15 protein-coding genes are annotated in these 19,337 nt (G+C 66.7%); 6 read left to right on the plus strand and 9 right to left on the minus strand.

Annotated elements, in window-relative coordinates; translation table 11 throughout:
* Positions 1 to 38: 38 nt before the first annotated feature.
* Positions 39 to 2,177, minus strand: a complete 2,139-nt coding sequence (locus OG884_RS04105; protein ID WP_326642294.1) for an integrase — start codon at positions 2,175 to 2,177, stop codon at positions 39 to 41.
* Complete coding sequence (locus OG884_RS04110) at positions 2,174 to 2,677, minus strand: hypothetical protein (protein WP_326642296.1); 504 nt, start codon at positions 2,675 to 2,677, stop codon at positions 2,174 to 2,176. Before OG884_RS04110 ends, OG884_RS04105 begins: the two co-directional genes overlap by 4 nt.
* Before the next feature lie 49 nt (positions 2,678 to 2,726).
* Between OG884_RS04110 and OG884_RS04115 the strand changes: the two genes are divergently transcribed.
* The 4 genes from OG884_RS04115 to OG884_RS04130 all read left to right on the plus strand — a co-directional run bounded on the left by OG884_RS04115 (position 2,727) and on the right by OG884_RS04130 (position 5,878).
* A complete protein-coding gene (locus tag OG884_RS04115; RefSeq protein ID WP_326646850.1) occupies positions 2,727 to 3,671 on the plus strand; it encodes a radical SAM/SPASM domain-containing protein in 945 nt (314 codons plus the stop codon).
* Positions 3,672 to 3,673: 2 nt separating this feature from the next.
* Positions 3,674 to 4,807 (plus strand): methyltransferase domain-containing protein, encoded by a 1,134-nt coding sequence (locus tag OG884_RS04120; RefSeq protein ID WP_326642298.1) that lies wholly within the window; start codon positions 3,674 to 3,676, stop codon positions 4,805 to 4,807.
* Between the two features lie 262 nt (positions 4,808 to 5,069).
* On the plus strand, positions 5,070 to 5,381 hold the full coding sequence (locus OG884_RS04125; RefSeq protein WP_326642300.1) for a type II toxin-antitoxin system TacA family antitoxin: 312 nt from the start codon (positions 5,070 to 5,072) through the stop codon (positions 5,379 to 5,381).
* Between the two features lie 38 nt (positions 5,382 to 5,419).
* The gene (locus tag OG884_RS04130) at positions 5,420 to 5,878 is read left to right on the plus strand and encodes a GNAT family N-acetyltransferase (RefSeq protein ID WP_326642302.1); all 459 of its coding nucleotides are present in this window, start codon (positions 5,420 to 5,422) and stop codon (positions 5,876 to 5,878) included.
* 87 nt (positions 5,879 to 5,965) lie between these two features.
* Here OG884_RS04130 and OG884_RS04135 read toward each other — a convergent pair whose 3' ends face one another.
* The 5 genes from OG884_RS04135 to OG884_RS04155 form a co-directional block, all read right to left on the minus strand.
* Positions 5,966 to 6,202: a hypothetical protein gene (locus OG884_RS04135; protein WP_326642305.1), complete on the minus strand. Its 237-nt coding sequence runs from the start codon at positions 6,200 to 6,202 to the stop codon at positions 5,966 to 5,968.
* A complete protein-coding gene (locus OG884_RS04140) occupies positions 6,199 to 6,558 on the minus strand; it encodes an ATP-binding protein (RefSeq protein WP_326642307.1) in 360 nt (119 codons plus the stop codon). The genes OG884_RS04135 and OG884_RS04140 overlap by 4 nt, the downstream gene beginning before the upstream one ends.
* Positions 6,559 to 6,987: 429 nt before the next feature.
* A complete protein-coding gene (locus tag OG884_RS04145; protein WP_326642309.1) occupies positions 6,988 to 7,437 on the minus strand; it encodes an NUDIX domain-containing protein in 450 nt (149 codons plus the stop codon).
* An 11-nt stretch (positions 7,438 to 7,448) separates the two neighbouring features.
* On the minus strand, positions 7,449 to 8,696 hold the full coding sequence (locus tag OG884_RS04150) for a DegT/DnrJ/EryC1/StrS family aminotransferase (protein ID WP_326642310.1): 1,248 nt from the start codon (positions 8,694 to 8,696) through the stop codon (positions 7,449 to 7,451).
* Entirely contained in the window at positions 8,693 to 9,742 is a 1,050-nt protein-coding gene (locus tag OG884_RS04155) for a Gfo/Idh/MocA family protein (protein ID WP_326642312.1), read from the minus strand. Before OG884_RS04155 ends, OG884_RS04150 begins: the two co-directional genes overlap by 4 nt.
* A 389-nt stretch (positions 9,743 to 10,131) precedes the next feature.
* Between OG884_RS04155 and OG884_RS04160 the strand changes: the two genes are divergently transcribed.
* Both OG884_RS04160 and OG884_RS04165 read left to right on the plus strand, forming a co-directional pair.
* Positions 10,132 to 11,298, plus strand: coding sequence for a helix-turn-helix domain-containing protein (locus OG884_RS04160; protein ID WP_326642314.1), 1,167 nt, complete (start codon positions 10,132 to 10,134; stop codon positions 11,296 to 11,298).
* A 9-nt stretch (positions 11,299 to 11,307) separates the two neighbouring features.
* Positions 11,308 to 12,033 carry a 5-formyltetrahydrofolate cyclo-ligase gene (locus OG884_RS04165; protein WP_326642316.1) on the plus strand — a complete coding sequence of 242 codons (726 nt, stop codon included), beginning with the start codon at positions 11,308 to 11,310 and terminating at the stop codon, positions 12,031 to 12,033.
* Between the two features lie 118 nt (positions 12,034 to 12,151).
* On the opposite strand, the gene OG884_RS04170 is transcribed toward OG884_RS04165, so the two are convergent.
* Complete coding sequence (locus OG884_RS04170; RefSeq protein ID WP_326642318.1) at positions 12,152 to 16,300, minus strand: Eco57I restriction-modification methylase domain-containing protein; 4,149 nt, start codon at positions 16,298 to 16,300, stop codon at positions 12,152 to 12,154.
* Entirely contained in the window at positions 16,300 to 19,299 is a 3,000-nt protein-coding gene (locus tag OG884_RS04175; protein ID WP_326642320.1) for a DEAD/DEAH box helicase, read from the minus strand. Before OG884_RS04175 ends, OG884_RS04170 begins: the two co-directional genes overlap by 1 nt.
* Positions 19,300 to 19,337 lie beyond the last annotated feature (38 nt).

Below are 19,337 nucleotides of genomic sequence, written 5' to 3' on the forward strand. Positions count from 1 at the left end.
CGTAGCGTGTTCGGCGTCCCGTTCCCGGGGAGTACGGCTCACTGGTCCTCGCCTTCGGTCGTTCCGGCTGTGGGCCGGGAGGCTTGGTGGCGTTCGATGATCGCTCGTCGTTGCGCGGCACGAGCGGCTGCCCGGTCACGGATCGGGCGGGGTGTGAGCTGGTCCGCGGCAGCCTGTTCCATCGCAGCTGCCTCCTGGCGGATCTGCTGGATGTCACGGTCGGTGTAGGCCAGGTTCTGGCAGGTCGTGCGGCATTCTGATTCGTCGGGGGCGTCGTCGGAGGGCAGCCCCTGCTCGATCTTGGCTTTGCGGCAGGCCGCGGTCTCGGCCCGCCAGACGCAGGTCATCGCCTCGCCGTGGTGGATGTTGGAGTCGGCCTGGGCCAAGAGCCGTTCCAGGTTGCGGGCCGACTTAACGCCCCGGCCCTCGAACCTGCGGGCGCGGGCGATCCGGTCACGGTATTCGGCTGCGGAGGGACCGCTGACGTGCTCGCCGCCCGCCAGGAGCGTCCAGTCGCGGTCGGTCTGCTCCAGCACCAGTTCCAGCCGCTCCACCGCGAGGTCCTCCATCCATGTCGTGTCGGCGGTGCCCGAGTAATTCAAAGTCACTCGCGTGCTGACATGTCCGTATTGAAGAGCAGTGGCGATAAGCCCGCGCGGCTTGCGGACGATGAAATAGGCGAGGGTCCTTCTGAAGCGCCTGGCATGGATGTGCTTGGTCGGGTCCGACGGGATCGGTGATTCGCCGTCCGGGCCGGCGAAGGCGGTGTTGACCCAGTTGGCGAATTGCTCCAGGTCACGGGTCATGTAGCGGGATACCCGGGCGTGTTGGTCAGCGCTGCGCCTGCCCTGGGCGGCGACGATGCTGGCGGGGAACACGAAGGGGTGCGGGGCAAGTCGCTCCAGCATGGCGATCGCGCCGTGGACAGGAGCGACAACGACCCAGGGCCGCGTCAAGACATCGTCGGCGCCGGTCGAGGGCAGCCGGTCGCTTCCCTTGCCGGCGCGACCGACCAGCAGGAGCTGGCCAGTGTCCGGATCGGTATCCCGGCAACCTCGCCGCAGGTTGAGAGCCTCGCCTGGGCGCATCCCGGACAAGTAGCAGACGATCACAAAGCAGGCCGCCGTGAGGAACCGCACCAGATCATGAACCTCATCGACGGTGATCGGACGATCCCGCCATGGTCGGCCGTCGAGCTGCCCACCGATGGTGCCGAGGAAACTGCCGGCCGCGATGGGCAGCCCGGATTCTCGCACCTGCCGGAGTAAGCGAACTCCCAGACGGCCGCGCCTGCCGCCGAAAAGCCGCAGCAAATGTGCTTCGTCGACTTCAACGGCGCCATCCTGGCCGAGCCGGCCAGGCAGTGAAACTCCTTCCGCCCTCGCGTCTGCGAGAAAGATCGCCAGGCAGTCACGACGGGCAACGCCAGCGAAGCGCCGCTGGGACGAGTGAGTGCCGTCGCAGAGCTGGTTGTACTCCTCCCAGGCGTCGGCGATGTCGGGACCGAAGTCCTCCAGCATCCGCAGCGACCAGGCCAGCAGGGATTCCATGGTCGCCGGGGCGATCCGTGGGGTCTTGTTGCCGCCTCCCCGGGGCGGGACCATGGCCAGACCGTGACCGCTGGCCCCGTTCCACGGGGCGGCCTCGGGCAGTCTGCTCTGCTCGGGGAGGAGATCACGGTAACCCCACAACATCCGGATGGAGTTCAGCAGCCTGGCCTTACGTGACGCGGACGTGGCCAGTGCCAGCACGTGACTGTGGTAGGCATCGAGCCTGCTGCCCGACACCTCCGGCAAACTCTCCAAGCCCTGATCGGCCATCCACTGCGCGAACACCCGCAGGTCCCTGAGGGTAAGAGCGACGGTGTCGATGGCCATGCGCTGGCTGTGCCGTTCGATCGCCAGGACCGGCGGATAGGGGTGGTCCAGGACCGCCAGTGTGAACGTCTTGAACACTAAGACCAGGTGCGGCGGGAACCTCTCCCAGTGCAGGCTGTTGACGCCATGGTGGGCGTCAGGGTGCGCGGGGTGCAGGACCCAGACAGCATCATCGAACCTGGACAGCCGTTCCTGAGGTGTGCCGGGCCTGACGACGCGATTGCGGAGAATCACCACATCGTCATCGGGCCAGCGCGGGACGTTCTGCTCGAGTGACAGCGCGAGGTTTCCCATGGTCATCGTAGGTCCCACCGTCCTTCCAGGAACTCGTCGATCATCTGCTGCTGGCGGCTGGTCACCTCACGGCGAGCCTGCTCCCGTTCGGCGGCGGTGTAGGTGTTCACGATCTCTTCGAGCTGATCGAGCCGCGGCCGCAAACGCGTATCCCAAACCACCGGATCCAGGTGCGGGCGCAGAGCCGCAATGCGCTCCGCCGCGGCGAGCTGCACCGGCAGCTGATGGGGAAGTGCTCGGGCGTTCTCGCAGTCCAGGCAGGACAGGAACGAAGCCGGGCAGGGCAGCCCGGGATCGGCGTGTGGGCTGGCGAGGTGATCGGTGCAGGAGGCCAGCACCGTGTCCTGCTCACCCACCAGGAGCCGTTTGATGACGGCCACGTCCAGATCGGTCTCGGCGGCGACGCAGTCCGGGTCGTTTTGGAACCGGGCGATGAACGCGGTGGTGAAAACGGGGACGCGCTGGCGGGTGCGAGCCTTGTCGACCTCCTCTTGCTCCATCTCCACCGACCGCTCCAAACAAGATCGAAGACGACAACGATGAATAGCCTAGAGAATCTGCGCGCACTGTTACGCCCACTCCGGGCCCACCGAGGGCCACGGCACCATGAGCACCGCCGACTGGCAGCAGCTCATCTCCTCCGCGCCGGCCGCCGGCATCCGCAAGATTCAGCTCATCGGCGGCGAGCCGACCATGCACCCCGACTTCGCGCATCTGCTCAACCATGCGATCGGCAACGGCTTGCAGATCGAGGTGTTCTCCAACCTCCTGCACATCCCCCCTCCGCTGTGGCAGGTGCTCTCCCAACCCGGTGTCGAACTGGCGACCTCTTACTACAGCGATGATCCTGCCGAGCACGACCGGCTCACTCGGCGAGCAGGCAGCCATGCCCGTACCCGGGCCGCGATCATCGAGGCACTCGACCGCGGCATCCCTCTCCGAGTCGGGATCATCGACCTCGGCGACGGGCAGCGCACCGAGCAGGCCCGCGCTGAACTGGAGCGGCTCGGCGTCACCCGAGTCCGCGTCGACCGGGTGCGTGGTGTCGGCCGAGGCGTCGTACCGGCACGCACAACGCCGAACGTGGCAGAGCTGTGCGGCAGGTGCGGCGACGGTCGCGCCGCCATCTCCTGCGACGGCGAAGTCCGCATGTGCGTACTGTCGCGGTTCCTGCCCTCGGCGGGCAACGTCCGCCGGACGCCGCTGGTGGACATCTTCACAGGTGCCGCGTGGCGGAACCTGCTCGCCCAGGTGCCGCGCCGACGCCCCAGCACGGCGTGCAACCCCGACAGCGACGGCAACGACTGCTCCCCGGCCGAGACCATCTCCCCACCTACGGCCCGGGACAGCGGGATGGTCCGCGCGAGCATCCCCAACAGCGACAGGAACGACTGCTCTCCGGCGGAGAGCAGCGCCCCGCCTCCGGTGCTGCTGCCGGTCACCATCCCCCGCCGTCGCCGCACAGTGGCGACGGCCGGTACCGCGGGAGCAGACTCCTGACCATGGACTGGATCCCGCACGCCTCCGCGCTCGCCGAGCGTGTCACCCGCCCCGGATCACCGTGGCGAACCCCCACCGCGAGCACGCCTCGGCACACGTTCGTACCCCGCTGGTGGAAAGCCGCCGGCAACGGAGCGTGGACCCTGCAGGACGGGCCCGGCGAGGCGGAGGCCTGGATGGGCGCCGCCTACGGCGACCGCAGCCTCGTCACCCAGGTCGGCACGTTGCACGCCGACCACGCCGCACCGGAGGACAATCCGACCGGCAAACCGACGTCCTCGTCCACACTGCCGACCCTGGTCGTGCAGATGCTGGAGCACGCCGCCGTCGAGGACACCTCCACCGTCCTGGACGTGGGCACCGGTTCCGGGTACGGCACGGCCCTGCTGTGCGCCCGTCTCGGCGCGGCCCGGGTCACGTCGATCGACGTGGACGCCTACCTCGTCAAGGCCGCCGGGGAGCGGCTGGCCGAACTCGGCCACCGGCCGTCCATGGTGACCGGCGACGCCACCGGCTCTCTGCCGGGGCCGGTGGATCGGATCGTCGCCATGGTGTCGGTGCGGCCGGTCCCCACCTCCTGGCTGGCAGCACTCCCGGCCGGGGGACGGCTCGCCACCACCATCACGAACACGTCGATCATCCTCACCGCCACGAAGACCGAGGACGGCGGCGCGATCGGTCGCGTCGAGCGGGACTGGGCCATGTTCATGCCCACCCGCGCCGGCGCCGACTACCCGCCCCGGGACCGAGCCCTCCTGGAACGGGCCCGGATCGAGGACGGCGAGGACGTCGACCTGGGTCGCTTCCCGGTGCTGGACGTGATCGAGTCATGGGAGGTGCGATCCATGCTGGAACTCGCCGCGCCCGACATCGAGCACCACTACGAGACCGACGGCGACACCCGCACCGCGATCATGCTCCACGAGGACGGGTCATGGGGGCGCGCCGAGCAGACCCGGCACACGCCGCCCGTGGTGCATCAGGGTGGCCCGCGTCGCCTGTGGGACCTGCTGGACGAGGTCCGTGACCACTGGCTGCGGCACGGGCAACTCCCGCTGTACGGCGCCCTGGCCCGTGTCACTCCGGACGGGACGATCCACCTGCGGCGCGGCGCGTGGAGCGCCGTCATCGGCTGAACAACGGCCAGACCGACGAGCCACGATCCAGGAAGGCGGCTTCCCTATACGTGGGCTGTACGAGGCGAGACCTCTTTAGCGGGGATCCGGACGCCCTGTGCTCCGCCTTGACATCCAGCCAACTTGTACGGACACTGTCCGTACAGAACCTAAGCGGCGGGGAGTGATCTCCCTGCGGTTGAACAGCGCCGCACACTGCGGCGCCGACCGCCCGACCGGTGCCGGCGCAACGCCGACACCCGCTGTGGAGGAGCCAGTAGTCATGACCCGTCCCGCGCCAGGCAGCACCGCCTCCCCCAGGCACGACACCAGAAGCCGACTCGAAGTCCGCATCAGCACGGAAGACAAGAACCTGATCGAACAAGCCGCCCGCGCCAGACGGGAGACCGTCACCGGGTTCGTTCTGCACGCGGCCCTCGACGCGGCCGAAGAGGTCATGCGCAATGAACGAATCACCGTGGTGCCTCCCGACTTCTTCGAGGCGATCATCGACTCACTCGACGCTCCCCCGCAGCGGAACGAGGCACTGGCCCGTGCCGCCCGGGAAAGCCGAGAGATTCCGAAAAGGAAGTAACGGTGTATGATCCTCAGCCGCTCAACCAGCAGCACCGCATGGATTCGTTCGACTGCGGGAAGGAGGAGCTGAACTTCTGGTTGAGCACGTCAGCCCTGCAGGCTGAACGGAACCGCACCGCCCGTACTTTCGTGTGGACCTCGGATGGGGAGCACGACGTCGTCGCCTACTATTCCCTTGCCGGCCATCTGCTGCAGAAAGACGAGGTCCCTTCCAAGGCAGGCCGTGGCGGCCCGAGCCAGATTCCCGCCGTCATCCTGGCGCGACTGGCACTCCACAAAACATTGCAGGGCGGCGGCCTGGGCGGTCGCCTGCTCGTCCACGCTCTCAGCACGGCCCTGGAGTCATCTCGGAGCGTGGCCGCTCGCCTGATCGTCGTCGACGCCCTCGATGAGGAGGCGGCGCGCTTCTATGAGAAGTACGGGTTCATCCGTGTCCCGGGGAACATGCGACTGGTTCGAAAAATGAGCGACATCGAAGCCGACCTCAGCGGCTGAACGTCTGACCTCTTGGTCAGAGACGAGGTGGTGGCGCCCTGCGGCCGGTACCGGACGGGGAGGGCCGCCCGGTGTGGTGGCGTCGAGTCAGCCGGGGTACGGCTCATGGTCGCCCGGTGGGCAGGACGGGTTGCAGAGCACGTCGACCCAGACATCGGCGACCGGCGCGGTGATCTGCTCGACGACCTCGGCCGGGATCACGTCGTCCGTGATGTCGGCCCAGATCAGGCGTACGGCGGCGGCCAGCGTGACGATGCAGGTGCCGCACCGCGCACAGACACGCACGTCGCCGGGCAGGTCCAGCATGGGCAGCGGGCCGCTCACCGAGATCCCGGCTCCACGCAGACGAACCAGACGGTCTTGCCCCCCGGCGCGGACTCCACGCCCCACCGGTCCGCGTAGGCCGCGACGATCGCCAGCCCGCGACCGTGCTCCGAGTCCGGACCGGCCAGGAGCGGGGTCGGCCACACCGCGCCGTGGTCGGTGACCTCCCCGCACACGATCCGCCCGTGCCGGTGCAGCGAGAGGGTGATCGGCGCCCGCCCGTGCACTACCGCGTTGCTCACCAGTTCGGACACGACCATGGCCACGCCCTCCGTGACGGCGGAGATGCCCCAGGCGACGAGGGCTTCCCGCGCCAGCCGCCGCGCCTTGCCGACCACTTCGGGATCGGCGGGCATATCCCAGCACGCCTCCCGGGTGTTCTTGTCGTCTCTTACGGGATGTGGAGGGATGAAGCTAGGGTTCTTCATAGGTCAGAGGGCTCCGAGTTCCTGATCCAGTCCTCGGGCGGGTGGTTGAGTCACCACGCCCGAGGACGCCGGGGGTTGTCTCCGCTCGCCATGGCCGAAACGAGCGCATTACACCAATTGGTGGGACGGGCCGCGCATTAAGTAGAACCGCGAGTACGTCCACCCGATGCACGGATACAACTGCGATGAGCCGAGCGGGTATCTCTCATGCCATCTCGAATACAAATCGCCCTCGCTACGCGTGCATTACGAAGTGCGCCGCTTGAGCGAGCTACTTCTACTTTGAGGTCAAATTATGGCGGTGACCCCGCAGCCGAATTACCGATGTGATGCCGCAATCTCGCTAAGGAAATTCGGCTACTCACCCTGCAGTTCTCGATACTTTCTGATAATGTCTTTCACCGCGTCCGTCACGGGCGGCTCGTCGGCGATCGCACTCCAGATGTAGGCGTCATGCTCCTGGAGCTTGATGGGTTCGGCAGCGGTCACGTCCACGGCGAAATTGAACTGACGGCTCTTCTTGCCGCTGCCGGACGTGTAGTCGAAGCTGCCCAGGTAGTCGCGGATAGCGGCGACGTCGAGGCCGGTTTCCTCCTTGACCTCCCGAATCAGTGCCGAGTCCAGCGCTTCACTCGCCTCGGCCTTGCCACTAGGCAGTTCGAAGATACCGCCCATGAAATCGTCCTCCGGTCGCCGGAGGAGAAGCACCTTGTCGTCGTGTTGCACGACCGCGCCGACGACGAATTGCTGAACACCGTCGCGTTCGGCCTCGGCACTGAGTTCTTCGAGAAGAGAAGACTGATCCATGATTCCTTGTCCTAGAGAAGATCGCGATAATTCTCGGCCACCTTGTGGAACGCCTCGATATAGCTATCGACCAGCGACATATCCTCCTCCCTGTGCCATACCGGAAGCTTGAGAGTGTTGTGGTGAATCGCCTCGGCCTTCGGGAAAGCGCCAGGCGAATAGTTGAGCCTTTCGCTGTACTCGGGAAACAGTGGCCCCGGCTCCTGGAACAGCGGAAGGAGGTTGAGTGGACAGGTCGAGCCGGGCCGATCTACCTCGCGGCACCCCTCGGCGTGCAGCGCCTCGTAGAAGCGCTCGATGGGCAGGCCGTCAAGCTCATCCGTGACGTAGCGGAGCGGCAAGCCGTACCAGGAGGCGCGCACGCCGAGCGGCCGTTCCGGCACGATGATGCCCGGCAACTCGGACAGGCGCTCGCACAGATACGCCGCAGTGGTGGCACGTCCTTTCAGGTAGTCGTCCAGATGTCCGAGTTGATCAAGGGCGATGCTGGCTGCCAGCGGGTGGATGCGAGACTTGAGCCCCATGCCGGTGGTGGCGTAGCGGTAGAGCGGGTGGCCGGATGGCAGTTCGCCGCGACACCGCTTGTTGTACTGGCTGTGCAGCAGCACGCGGTAGTAGACCTCATCGTCGTCGGTCAGGACGAAGCCACCTTCCCCGGCTGAGAGCGGCTTGGGTCCGTTCATACTGAAGGCGGCGGCACGTCCAAAGGTGCCGATCCGCTGGCCGTCGACGGTTGCGCCGTGGGCATGCGAACCGTCCTCCAGGAGCATCAGGCCGTGCTCGTCCGTGATGGTTTTGAGCGCCTGCATAGCGGCCGGCTGTCCCCACATATGCATGACGACCACGGCCTTGGTGCTCGGGGTAATCCGTCGTACGACGTCATGCGGATCGAGGTTGCCGGACTCGTCACAGTCGGCCAGGACGGGGACCGCGCCCAGGTGCAGCAGTGGCGTAACCGTGGCGAAGAACGTGTACGCGGGCACGATCACCTCATCTCCCTGCCCGAGCTCGCAGGCTGCGTACATCGAATGGAGCGCCGCTGTACCTGAACTGGTGAGGATGGCGTGCGCGGTGCCGTGGTAGTCGCACAGCTCGTTCTCCAGCAGTTCGATGACGCCCGAGCGGTTGTAGATCGAGATACCCTGCCCGAGTTGGCTCAGCACGGCCGCCGCGGTGGTTTCACCCGGTGGCCAGGTGAAGTGCGGTCCGGGCTGGGTGATGGTCGGTGCACCACCGAGCAGCGCCAGGGGTGAGTTCACAGCATCTCCTTGGGGTTGATGTAGACGTGGGTCTTGGCGGACTCATAGCAAGCAGCGATGAAACTCATGTGCGCCAAGTTCTCTTTCGGGCCGCTGGTGTTCGGCCGCAAGCCCTCGATGACCCTGCAGAAGTAGTCGATCTGGCAGGTAGCCGCCGACGGCCATGCCTGCTCACGCGACAGTGATTCGATGACGTCGCCGCCATTGGTGAGCCTCTGGATACGGCCGCGCTCCAGGTGCACCATGCCCTTGCTGCCGACCAAGCGGATCCGTTCGGTCTTCGGGCCGATGAAGCGCGACAGCAGCAGTGAGCCGTACAGGCCGCTGTCGTAGCCGAAGTGGATGAGCGCGGTGTCCTCGGCATCGTATTCACGATCCGGCCGGGCACCCACCGAGACGTCAGCCAGCACACGATCCGGCAGACCGAAGTACCACAGGATCATGTCGATCAGGTGGTATCCCATGTCGATGATGCAGCCGCCACCGGCCTTGGCGGTCAGGCCGCGCCAGCCCTCGGAGGGGTCGTCAATGAACAGCGTGTACTGCGCGTCCACGACGAATGGCGTGCCGATCTGGTCGGCAAGTTGCGTGAAGCTGGTGTAGATCGGATTGAAGCGGCGTTGCAGCGTGACCATGAGCTGAATGCCGGACTCCTCGCACTGCTTGGCGAGTTCCTGCGCTTCGCTCATGCTGGTGGCAAACGGCTTCTCTTTCAGCACATGAATGCGATATTCGGCTGCAGTCTCGATAACCGTCCGGCCGATGTGGTGCGGTACGGTGACGATCACCATGTCGAGCTGTTCGGTCCTGAACATCTCCCGGAAGTCGGTGTAGCCGTTGACACGGAGCTGGTACTGATGCTCGCGGACGATCTCGGAGTTCTCATCGCAGATGGCTACCAGCTCGGCGCCATCGGACGAACGGAGGCCCGGAATGTGGTCATCTAAGGCTTGCTTGCCGAGACCGACCACACCGGCTCGCAGTTTCACCTGCCGTCGACCTTTCGCGAGGTTGCCAAGCTTGGCGAGTGGTATTGCCTTGGGCACGGGTAGCACCGTCATATCTCCGTTAACCCTTTCGCGATGACGAGGCCAGCCGAGTACGGATATCTTCAATGACCGTTGTCACCCTCTCTATGAGTGGCCAACTGTTGTCGATCACAAGAAACCGTCCCGGTTCATGAGCGGCCCACCCGTGACCCTTTACGGCTGCCGTGGTATGAGATGTCGAAAACGGATCAAAATCGAAAGAAGCAACTAATCCTTTCTTTTCATAGCCGCTTCCCTCCTGGCATCTGCGCACCGTAACCTGAATACAACAGGGAGTAGCGGAGACCTACCAGAGCGGAACCACCGCACCGTTGTCTCAGGATTGCGGCGTTCAGACCTCTGACCAGCGGAAACGCGTCCCGAACTGACGGAAGGGAGCGGAAGACGTGGCATCACGGCGACAGCGGTTCGCTCAGCGCCGGAAAACCGTGGGTTTCAGCCAAGAGCGATTGGCCGAACGGCTCGGCATCGACCGGTCGACGGTGACGCGCTGGGAGTCAGGCGAGACCGAGCCGTTGCCCTGGTTGCGTCCGAAGCTGGCGCGCGCCCTCCAGGTGTCCATCGAGCAGCTTGACGAGTTGCTCACCGAGGCCGGAGAACCCGAAGCGGTTGCCGATGAGCGACTGAATCACGTCCTCGAACACCCCGGCAGTGTCGATCTGATAGCTGTGGCTCGGCTGCGCGAGCGTGTGCAAGAACTTGACGTGCGCTACGACAGGGCACCGTCCACCTCCCTACTGGCTGATGCCGGGCAGTGCTTGGGGCAGGTCAGCTTCCTCAGAGCGCACGCCGCCACAAGCCGAGTGCGCCGCGAACTGTTCGCGGTCGAGGCCGAAGCGGCAACGCTCATGGGTCAGCTTGTTTGGGACGCCTCACAGCGCCGCGATCACGCCACGGCTCGCGCCTACCTCGGGCAAGCCGTGGAAGCAGCGCGGCAGATCCACGAGCCAACAGCCGAAGGGCTGGCCTTGCTTCGGACGAGCTTCGTTGCCCTCTACGGCGAGAAAGACCCGCAGGCCGGATTGGTACTCGCCATGCAGACAGCTGAGGCTGTCAAAGGCAACAGCCACGTCCTGGCGGGCCTCGCCACCTTGCACGCGGCGGAGGCGCGAGCCATGCTCGGGCAACGGCAGGATTGCGAACAGGCCTTGAGCCGGGCACAGGTGCACTTCGAACAGATCGGCGCTGCGGATGCGGCGGCTGATCTGTTCTCGCCGACCCAACATGGCCGGTTGGCGGGCTCCTGCTACCTGTTCCTCAACGATGCCGGACGCGCTGAACAAATCCTTGAAGGTATCGCGCAAGCCCTCCGCGATCGGTCGAAGTCCCAAGCGATTGTGCTCGGCAATCTGGCCCTCGCCTGTATCCGTCAGAAGAAGCTCGACGAGGCCGCGGCTTGGCTGCACAGCGCTATAGAAGTGGTAGAGATGACCTGGGGTGGTGGTGGGCTCGGCATCGTCTTCGGAGCGGGCCGTGAACTGCGTCCCTGGCGACGGATGCCGGTCGTCCAGGACGTGTACGACCGCCTACTCACCCTTATGGCAGCGGCGTAAGGAGCGAAGTTGACCAGTTTGGACATCGACCAGGCCAAACAGGCGATCCGCGAGCGAGTGTGGGCACTGCTGGAGCGCGAGCGGGCTGCGCCGCCCGGTGTCCACGGCCGTATCCCCGCCTTTTTCGGAGCCGAGGCAGCCGCCGACCGCCTAGCCGAGCTGCCCGTGTGGCAGGCCGCCCAGGTCATCAAGTCCGTACCGGACAAGGCGCAGCTCCCGGTCCGGGTACGGGCACTCGCTGAGAACCGGTTGGTCTACATGGCCGTGCCCAAGTTGGCCGAGGAACTGCCGTTCTACCTACTCGATCCGGCGACGCTGACCGTACCTCCGGCCGAAGCCGCGTCGAGCAAGGTGGCCGCGACCGTGGCACGCAAGATCGGCGTGGGCGACATGCGGCCAGTCGATCTGATCGTGTGCGGCAGCGTCGCGGTCAACCGGCGTGGTGTCCGGCTGGGTAAGGGCGCCGGCTACTCCGACATCGAGGTAGCCCTGCTACAAGAGGCGGGGTTAATCGGGCCTGAGACGACAATCGTGACGACGGTGCACTCTCTGCAGGTGGTTGACGACGAATTGCCGGAAACCAAGCATGACTTCAGCGTCGATCTGATCGTGACGCCGGATGAGGTCATCGAGTGCGGACCACAGCGCCGACCACAAGGGCTCTATTGGGACAGCTTGAGCCAACAGAAGATCGAGGCTATTCCAATTCTGGCGGCAATGAAAAGCCGCCTGTAGATATGCGGTGGACCAAAAGGTGCTTCCCGTCGACGAATGCTGATATATGCATGTTGGGCGTATAGCCGAAGCAGCCTGTCATATACGTCACTGGAACTCAGGGGGCTCGCCCGGGGCCTCAGACTCCTTCGCCTTCCGTTCGATCGGTGGCTGTGGTGTGCGCCACGGGATGGCGGGGGCCGTGGCCGGGAGGTGGGGTGAGGGTGGAGGTGTAGTTCTCGCCGTCGATGAGGGGGGTGGTGGTGAGGCTTACGCCGGACTCGGCCATGCGGTCGTACTCGGCGAGGACGAGGTCCTTGGTGCGGTACGTGCCGTACTTGGCGATCTCGTTGTTCTTGAGACCGCCGTTCTCGGTCTGGAAGGTCTCCAGAATGTAGTCCACATCGGAGGCGCTGATCCCGTAGAGATGGAAGAAGTAGGCGTCCAACTCGGCACGGATCTGGGCTCGGCGGTTCTCGTCCCATTTGAAGGGGGCACCGGAGTCACCGAGGTCACGGGCGAGTCCGGCCATGTCGTGGGCGGTGTAGACGAGTTCGAGAACGCGGGGGGCGAGGAACGATGTGTGGAATTCCACCCTCTGGGGAGCGGGAACGGGGAGTTGCTTCCACGTCATGAGAGCCATGTGAATGCCACCCACCTTTTGGCGGCTCACAAAGTCGAAGACCAGAGAGCTCTGAGCAGCGACAAGGGCAGCAGTCAGGACAGGTGAGACACGTGGCAGCATCAGAGGATACGTGTGGCCGACAGCCGCGCGCGGGAGGAAGGCGGGGATAGCCGTACGCTCATCGGTCGTACGACACACGTCACGCCAACCACAGAGCCAGTCCCGGCCCCAACCCACATCCTCCAAGCGGAGGGTAATACCCGGGATCTCGACCTCCTTGTTCTTCCTAATGGTTGAGATTAGCCCGTTCTCTGCGATCCAGTAGCGGGGATCGGCTGCCACCGATGGGTTCTGCTTTTCATCAAATGTCAGGCGACGGCGATCCTCATTGCCCGTATCGTAGTAAGAGTTCCAGCGGTGGTCGAAGTGGTGGGCCATCTTTCCCTCATAGAGCGGCAGCATGCGCTCCTTACCCCGAATGAACACGTTCCCGCGCAATTCCCACCCCTGCGCCTCCAACTGATCCCGCGTGCGGAAAAGGTCGGAGTCGTCGGTCATGTTGAAAAAGTTCTTGAAGGTGATGCCCCACGGGTTGCCGTTTTTCTCGGTCTCGTTCCACAGGACCGGGACACGGCGGTAGATCGCAACGGTGAGGTCAGCGTCCTGGCGGGTGCGGAAGATGGGGAGGGTGCCGGTGTTGGGGTTGATGAGGGCGATCTCCTCGGGACTGAGCGCGAAGACGCGCTTGGAGTCGTCGAGGTCGGTCGTGTCCTCAAGGAAGAACGCGAACTTCGCCGCCGGTTCGCGCAGTTTCCGGCCGGTCATCGAGAGCAGGCAGAACTTGTAGCTGGAGTGCACTCCCACGAAAAGCGGCTTGAGGTTCTCGAAGTCGTACAGGGAGGCGATGGCGCCGCGCCGGGTGAGGTCGCTGAAGAGGTGCTGCGCCCCAGCGCCCGTCGCGATGGCCGTCGGGATGATGCACCCGAAGCGACCCTTGGGCGCGGCGATGGAGGCGAATCGCTCGGCGAAGAGCTGGTCGGTCTGGAGCGAGTTGACGCCTTTGACAGTGAGGCCCTTGCCGCACAGCGGGTACGCCCCTGAACCGCCCGCGAAGAGGAAAGTCGACTTCACCTTGCGACGCTCCGCCTGGTAGCGCTTACCCGCCTCCGGGTTTTCCTTCGCCCACCCGGCGATCCGGGTCCGCCGCGCAGTCCCGGAGATCGCGGCGATCAAGGGGTCAACGACGCTGAAATATTTCTTGTCCTCGAAGTCGACCTTGTCCCATGGCGGATTACCCAGTACACAGGAGAAACCGCCCGCCCAGCCGGTAGCGGGGTCCACGCCCGCGCCGTCGTCAGGGACAGTGAAGACATCGGGAAACGCCAGGTACCAGTGGAAGAAGCGGTACTCATCGCGGAGCCGCACGATCTCATCATGGGTCGCCTGCGAGGCGGCCGTGGCGTCCGGATCCTGGAGTGCGCGAAAGACGTCATAGGTGACCGGGGGCGGCGCGTCCTTGGTCTTGTGCCACATGAACGCCGCACACCAGGCATCTGCCACGTGCACGGCGTGGACGTACGCGGCGGAGGTCTCCCACTTGCGGTAGTCCGCGGCTTGCCGGTGGACCTCTTCGAGGGTGCCGGAGGGGGCGTTGGTGATGCGGCGCAAGCCGGAGGCGAAGGTGGTGTTGGCCACCTTCGTCTCTCCTGCCAGGTCGAACAGTCCGCCCTGTCCCGCGCGTTCCTCGTTGTTCTGCTTCTCCAGGAACTTCGCGTACCTGTCGTCGTCGCCCTCAACCGCTTTGAACGCCTTGCTGGGGATGCCGTCGCGCAGCAGGACCGGTGTCGCCCCGATCAGACCGTTGCCGTGCTTGATGTGCGCGTCAAGGAAGCCAAGCGGCCTGCCCGGCTCCAGAGCCTCCAGCCAGAGCGACACCTTGGCGAGTTCGACGGCCATCGGGTTGAGGTCGACGCCGTACACGCAGCGGGCGATGACCTCGTGCAGGGCGTGCCGGACCGCGTCCAGGGTGGGCTCCGGGTTGCGCTCCCGTACGGCGGCGACGCGCTTGGCGATCCGGCGGGCGGCGGCGACCAGGAAGTGGCCGGAGCCGCAGGCCGGGTCGCAGACGGTCAGGGAGAGCAGCTCGGCGACGATGCTCTCGGCCGGGTCCGGCTCCCCCGCTGCCGAGGCCCGCTGCTCGCCGCGCTTCTGCGCGTCGTCGATGACCGGGTCAAGGGTGGAATCGAGCAGGGTCTCGATCAGGGAGCTCGGCGTGTAGTACGAGCCGGTCTTCTTCCGGTCGTTGCCGAGGCGGTTGACCAGCTCGAAGGTCCGGTCGACGGCGCTGTGCTTGGGGACGAGCTCAAGGAGCGACTCGTAGATGGAGCCGAGTTCCTCCGAGCCCATGTTGCGGTAGTCCACCTGGCGCCAGCGGGCCGAGTTCACGTCGCGGACCCGGTCGAGGTGGCGTACCGCCTCCAGCAGGTGCGTGTTGGAAAGGAACAAACCGTGCAGCGGGGCGTCGGCGGCGGTGTCGTCGAAGAGCCCGCCGAGGCCGGGCAGGCCCAGCTCCGGACGGCCTTTCTCGTCGCCGAGTGCCTTGAGCACGATCCGCAGAGCCTGGTAGAGGTCGGTGTGCGCGGTGCCCCGGCGGCGGCTCGCCTGGCGGCGCAACCGGTCGGAGGAGAAGTAGTCCGCGTATCGCTTGCGGGCTCTGTCGTCCGTCCCGGGCGGGTGGAGTGCGTCCCGGTCCTCGGTGACGAACAGGAAGATCAGCCGGTAGGCGAGGCGGAGCAGCGCGGCGTGGAAGGCGTCGACGTCCAGGTTCTTGCGGAGGTCGGCGTTGTCGGGGTGCTTGAGGAAGCCGGTGCCGAGCGCTGTGATGGCCTTCTGGACTCCTTTGCGATGGTTCTCCAGCGCCCGCGTGCCGGACGCGATCGCCTCGGTGCGCCACTTCTCCAGCCAGCACGTCGACGGCGCCTGGCCCTCCTCGATCCTGAAGCGGGAGAAGTGCAGCAGCCGGTAGAGCAGGACGAACTCGCTGAACAGCTCGCCGTCGAAGATGGCCTCCAGGTCGAACTCGACGTACGAGGCGGTGGCGAGCGCGCTGGAGTCGCGCAGCAGGCGTAGCCGGCGGCCGTTGGTGAGGACTCCCCACAGGTGGGCGTCGGTCCGGTTGAGGCACTCCTGGACGAGGGACTGCGGCGGGACCGTGCCCGCGCCGCCCGGACGCTTGTCCAGCGCGGCGTTCCAGGCGGCCAGGTGCAGGGGAACGCGGCCCCAGCGGTGGCTGATCGCGAAGATCTTGCCGCCGTCGTCGGACGGGATGCCCGCCGCTCCGACCGCCGTCAGTTCGCCGAAGCCGAGCTCCATGAAGAGCGGTTCGAGCCACTGCGTGATCGCGACGCCGGTGGGGTCGGACGGGGCCTCCAGCTCCGGGGCGACGAGGAGCTTCGCGCGCAGCTCGCTCCAGACCGACTTGAGGTAGTCCCAGTGGCGCTCGGCGTCGTCGCGGACCGAACGGGAGCCGATGACGCGGTAGTCGGTGGGCAGGGAGCCCTTGACGTCCCTGCCCTCGGAGATGCGGACCAGCATGTCGGCGGGGATGAGACCGCCGATGGTGTGGACCGCGGAAAAGACCTGGTTGCGGACGGTGGCGGACATCAGGCTGCTCCCCCGGGGACGGTGACGGTGGGGGTGACGGCGCCGGAGGCCGGCAGGTAGACGTAGACGCCGAGAACATCGGCGGGTTTCTGCGCGGTGACGTCCACCCCACGGACGATCTCGCCGGAGGCGCTGCGGACCCGGCGGTGCGAGGCGAGGAGTTCGTCGGCGAGTTCCACGCCGTACGCCTCCAGATGTGCGGTCACGGTGGGCAGGCCGTCCAGGACGCGGCTCATCGTGCGCTCGCCGAAGGTGGGGTCGGTGTTCTCGTCGGCGGTCGCGTCGAGCAGCCCCAGCGCGGCTTCGGCGGGCAGCCACACCGCGTTCGCGGGTGAGCCCTCGAAGGCGAGCAGCCGGGCGTCCTCGGCGACGAGCTCCCGCTCCCCCGACCTGGACGGCAAGGTGAGGTGGAAGCGGTAGCGGACCAGGAGCAGCGTGGTGCGGTTGCCGACGGCTCTGGTGCGGATCACTCCGCAGCGGCGGGCCGGGCGGGGGCCTTCGGCCTTGCCGTCGAGGGCGGCGTTGAGGACGTAACCGGCGAGCGCGCCGACCACCGGGTCGGTGCGGACCAGGGCGGCCTCACCGCGCGCCACCGCGGCCGTCGTACGGAACGGGACCGGACGGCCCAGCTCGACGGCGTCGCCGCCGAGAACGGGGGCGAGGACGTCGCGGAGCCCGGCGGGAGCGCCGCTCACCTCCGCGGTGAAGTCGCCGGTGCCGCTCGCGTCGTCGCGCAGGACGCCGTCGAGAGCGGCCAGCGCATGCCGGACGAAGTCGTGGGTCTCACCCGACCGTCCCAGGGTGTCGCGGATCGCGGCGACCTCGCGGGCGACCTCCTCGGGGTGGATGGAACGCTGGGCGAAGCGGGAGCGGGACGTCTTCTCGCGTTCGGCGGCGGACTTCCACTCCGTCTCCAAGTCGGCGGCCCTGTCGTCGATCGCGCCGAGCTCCTCAAGGCCGAAGAGCGTCTCCTGCCCGCGTTGCCGGTCGCGCATCAGCATCCATTCGACGATCGCGTCGGTCACCCCGGAGGAGGCCGCGTCGGGAACGGAGACGGAGATGCCCAGGTCCTTGCGGATCTGGCGGTGCTTCTTGATGAGGACTTCGAGGACCTTGCCGTCGATGCCGTTGTCACTGCCCCAGAGGGTGATGACCCGGACGATGTCCCTCTTCTGGCCGTAGCGGTCGACGCGGCCTTCGCGCTGGTCATGGCGGGTGGGGTTCCATGCCAGGTCGTAGTGGACGACGGCGTCGAAGTGGTGCTGGAGGTTGACGCCCTCGGAGAGGCAGTCGGTGGCGATCAGGACGCGGCGGGCCGCGCTGTCGTCGCCCGCCTCGTCGGCGAGTTCCTCGATGCGCTGCAGGCGCTGCTGCGGGGAGAGGGTTCCGGTGACGGCCCGGACGACGGTCTTCTTACCGAGCTTGCCGTCCAGGTGCTCGGCGACGTACTCGGCGGTCGGGATGTAGCGGCAGAAGACGATCGGGTGGTAACCCTCGTCCAGCAGCTTCTTGAGGTGCCTGACCAGCGCCGCCAGCTTCAGGTCACCGGCCGTTCCCTCCAGGCGGGCCGCCCTGTCGGCCAGTTCGGCGAGCCGTGTGCCCGCTTCCCCGGTCTCCGCGATCCCCCCGGCCTCCGCGACCTCCCCGATCTCCGCGACCTCCCCGATCTCCGCGCCGGGGGCGACGTCGAGACCTTCCAGGGCGTCGTTTTCCGAGGAGTCGCTGGTCAGGGGGGCACCGAGCCTGTCGGCCTCCTCGGCGGTGGTGGCCTTCGCCGCCGCCGAGCGGGTGCGCAGCGTCTGGGCGGCGGCGCGCGGTGAGGAGACCAGGGAGCGGAGCAGCGCGATCGCCGACCACCAGGCGATCCGGGCCTCACGCCTGCCCCGGTCACCGGCGGCGGTCACCCGCTCACGCGCGTAGGCGATGGCGTCGTCGAGGAGGGCCTGGTAGGCAGGAGAGAGCTTGTAGGTCTCGTCCTTGAAGTACCGGTCCGAGGGAAACGTGGTCTCCTCGGCCAGGCTGTTGTCGGCCAACCCGTCGTTCACGGTGAGGAACCGGCGGACGTCGGCCCGCTTGCGATGCACGAAGTGCGCGGCCAGGAGCCTGCGGCCCTCCTCCGAGCCGAAGTCGACCGTCGCGAGCTCCGGCCTGACCAGGCCCAGCAGGTTGCGGAACGCGCTCTCCTTCCCGCTGTGCGGGGTCGCCGTCACCAGCAGCAGGTGGCGGCCGGCCTTGGGGTCGGCGACGCGTTGGAGAAGCTCGTAACGGAGCTGGTTCTGCGTGGAGCTGTTCTCGTCGGCGGCGACACAGGTGTGGGCCTCGTCGACGATGACCAGGTCGGGGCAGTGCCGGACGAAGTCGTCGCGGTGCCGGGTGGACTTGATGAAGTCGGTGGAGACCACCACGTGGGGGTGCCGCTCGAAGAGGGACTGGCCCAGGTCCAGGCCGCGCTCCAGCCTGGAGACCGTGGAGGCCAGCACCAGCTCGGCGTCGATGCCGAACTTGGTGCGCAGCTCCTGCTGCCACTGCTCGGCCAGCGCGGGCGAGCAGAGTACGGCGAGCCCCTTCGCGCCTCCCTGGGCGAGCAGCTCGCTCGCGATCAGACCGGCCTCGACGGTCTTGCCGATGCCGACGTCGTCGGAGATCAGCATCCGTACGGTCTTCTGGCGCAGCGCCATCATCAGCGGTACGAGCTGGTAGGCGCGGGGATCGACGGCGATCCCGGCGAGCGAGCGGAAGGGGCCGGCACCGGAGCGGAAGCCGATGCGCAGGGCCGAGCGGAGCAGGCCTGCGGCACGTTCGTCGCCGAGGTCGGCGGCCAACGGGGGTGCGAACTGGGCGCTGGTGACTTTCTCGAAGGCGGGGAAGACGGCCGCGATGTCGTCGTCCGCTCCGCCCAGGGGGCGCAGCACGAGCATGTCGGGGGCGCTTTCGGGCAGCACCACCCAGTCACGGCCTCGGGCGGAGACCAGGGAACCGACGGTGGGGGTGATCGTCATCGGAGGGGGGTCCTTGGGTAGTTGATCGTTGCCGGTTC

The organism is Streptosporangium sp. NBC_01755 (assembly GCF_035917995.1).
GTDB lineage: Bacteria > Actinomycetota > Actinomycetes > Streptosporangiales > Streptosporangiaceae > Streptosporangium.

What these genes read in the sequence shown, in the direction of transcription:
- OG884_RS04105 (WP_326642294.1), bottom strand. Translation starts at nt 2,177, where the DNA reads ATGACCATGGGAAACCTCGCGCTGTCACTCGAGCAGAACGTCCCGCGC.
- OG884_RS04120 (WP_326642298.1), top strand. Translation starts at nt 3,674, where the DNA reads ATGGACTGGATCCCGCACGCCTCCGCGCTCGCCGAGCGTGTCACCCGC.
- OG884_RS04125 (WP_326642300.1), top strand. Translation starts at nt 5,070, where the DNA reads ATGACCCGTCCCGCGCCAGGCAGCACCGCCTCCCCCAGGCACGACACC.
- OG884_RS04130 (WP_326642302.1), top strand. Translation starts at nt 5,420, where the DNA reads ATGGATTCGTTCGACTGCGGGAAGGAGGAGCTGAACTTCTGGTTGAGC.
- OG884_RS04140 (WP_326642307.1), bottom strand. Translation starts at nt 6,558, where the DNA reads ATGCCCGCCGATCCCGAAGTGGTCGGCAAGGCGCGGCGGCTGGCGCGG.
- OG884_RS04145 (WP_326642309.1), bottom strand. Translation starts at nt 7,437, where the DNA reads ATGGATCAGTCTTCTCTTCTCGAAGAACTCAGTGCCGAGGCCGAACGC.
- OG884_RS04170 (WP_326642318.1), bottom strand. Translation starts at nt 16,300, where the DNA reads ATGTCCGCCACCGTCCGCAACCAGGTCTTTTCCGCGGTCCACACCATC.
- OG884_RS04175 (WP_326642320.1), bottom strand. Translation starts at nt 19,299, where the DNA reads ATGACGATCACCCCCACCGTCGGTTCCCTGGTCTCCGCCCGAGGCCGT.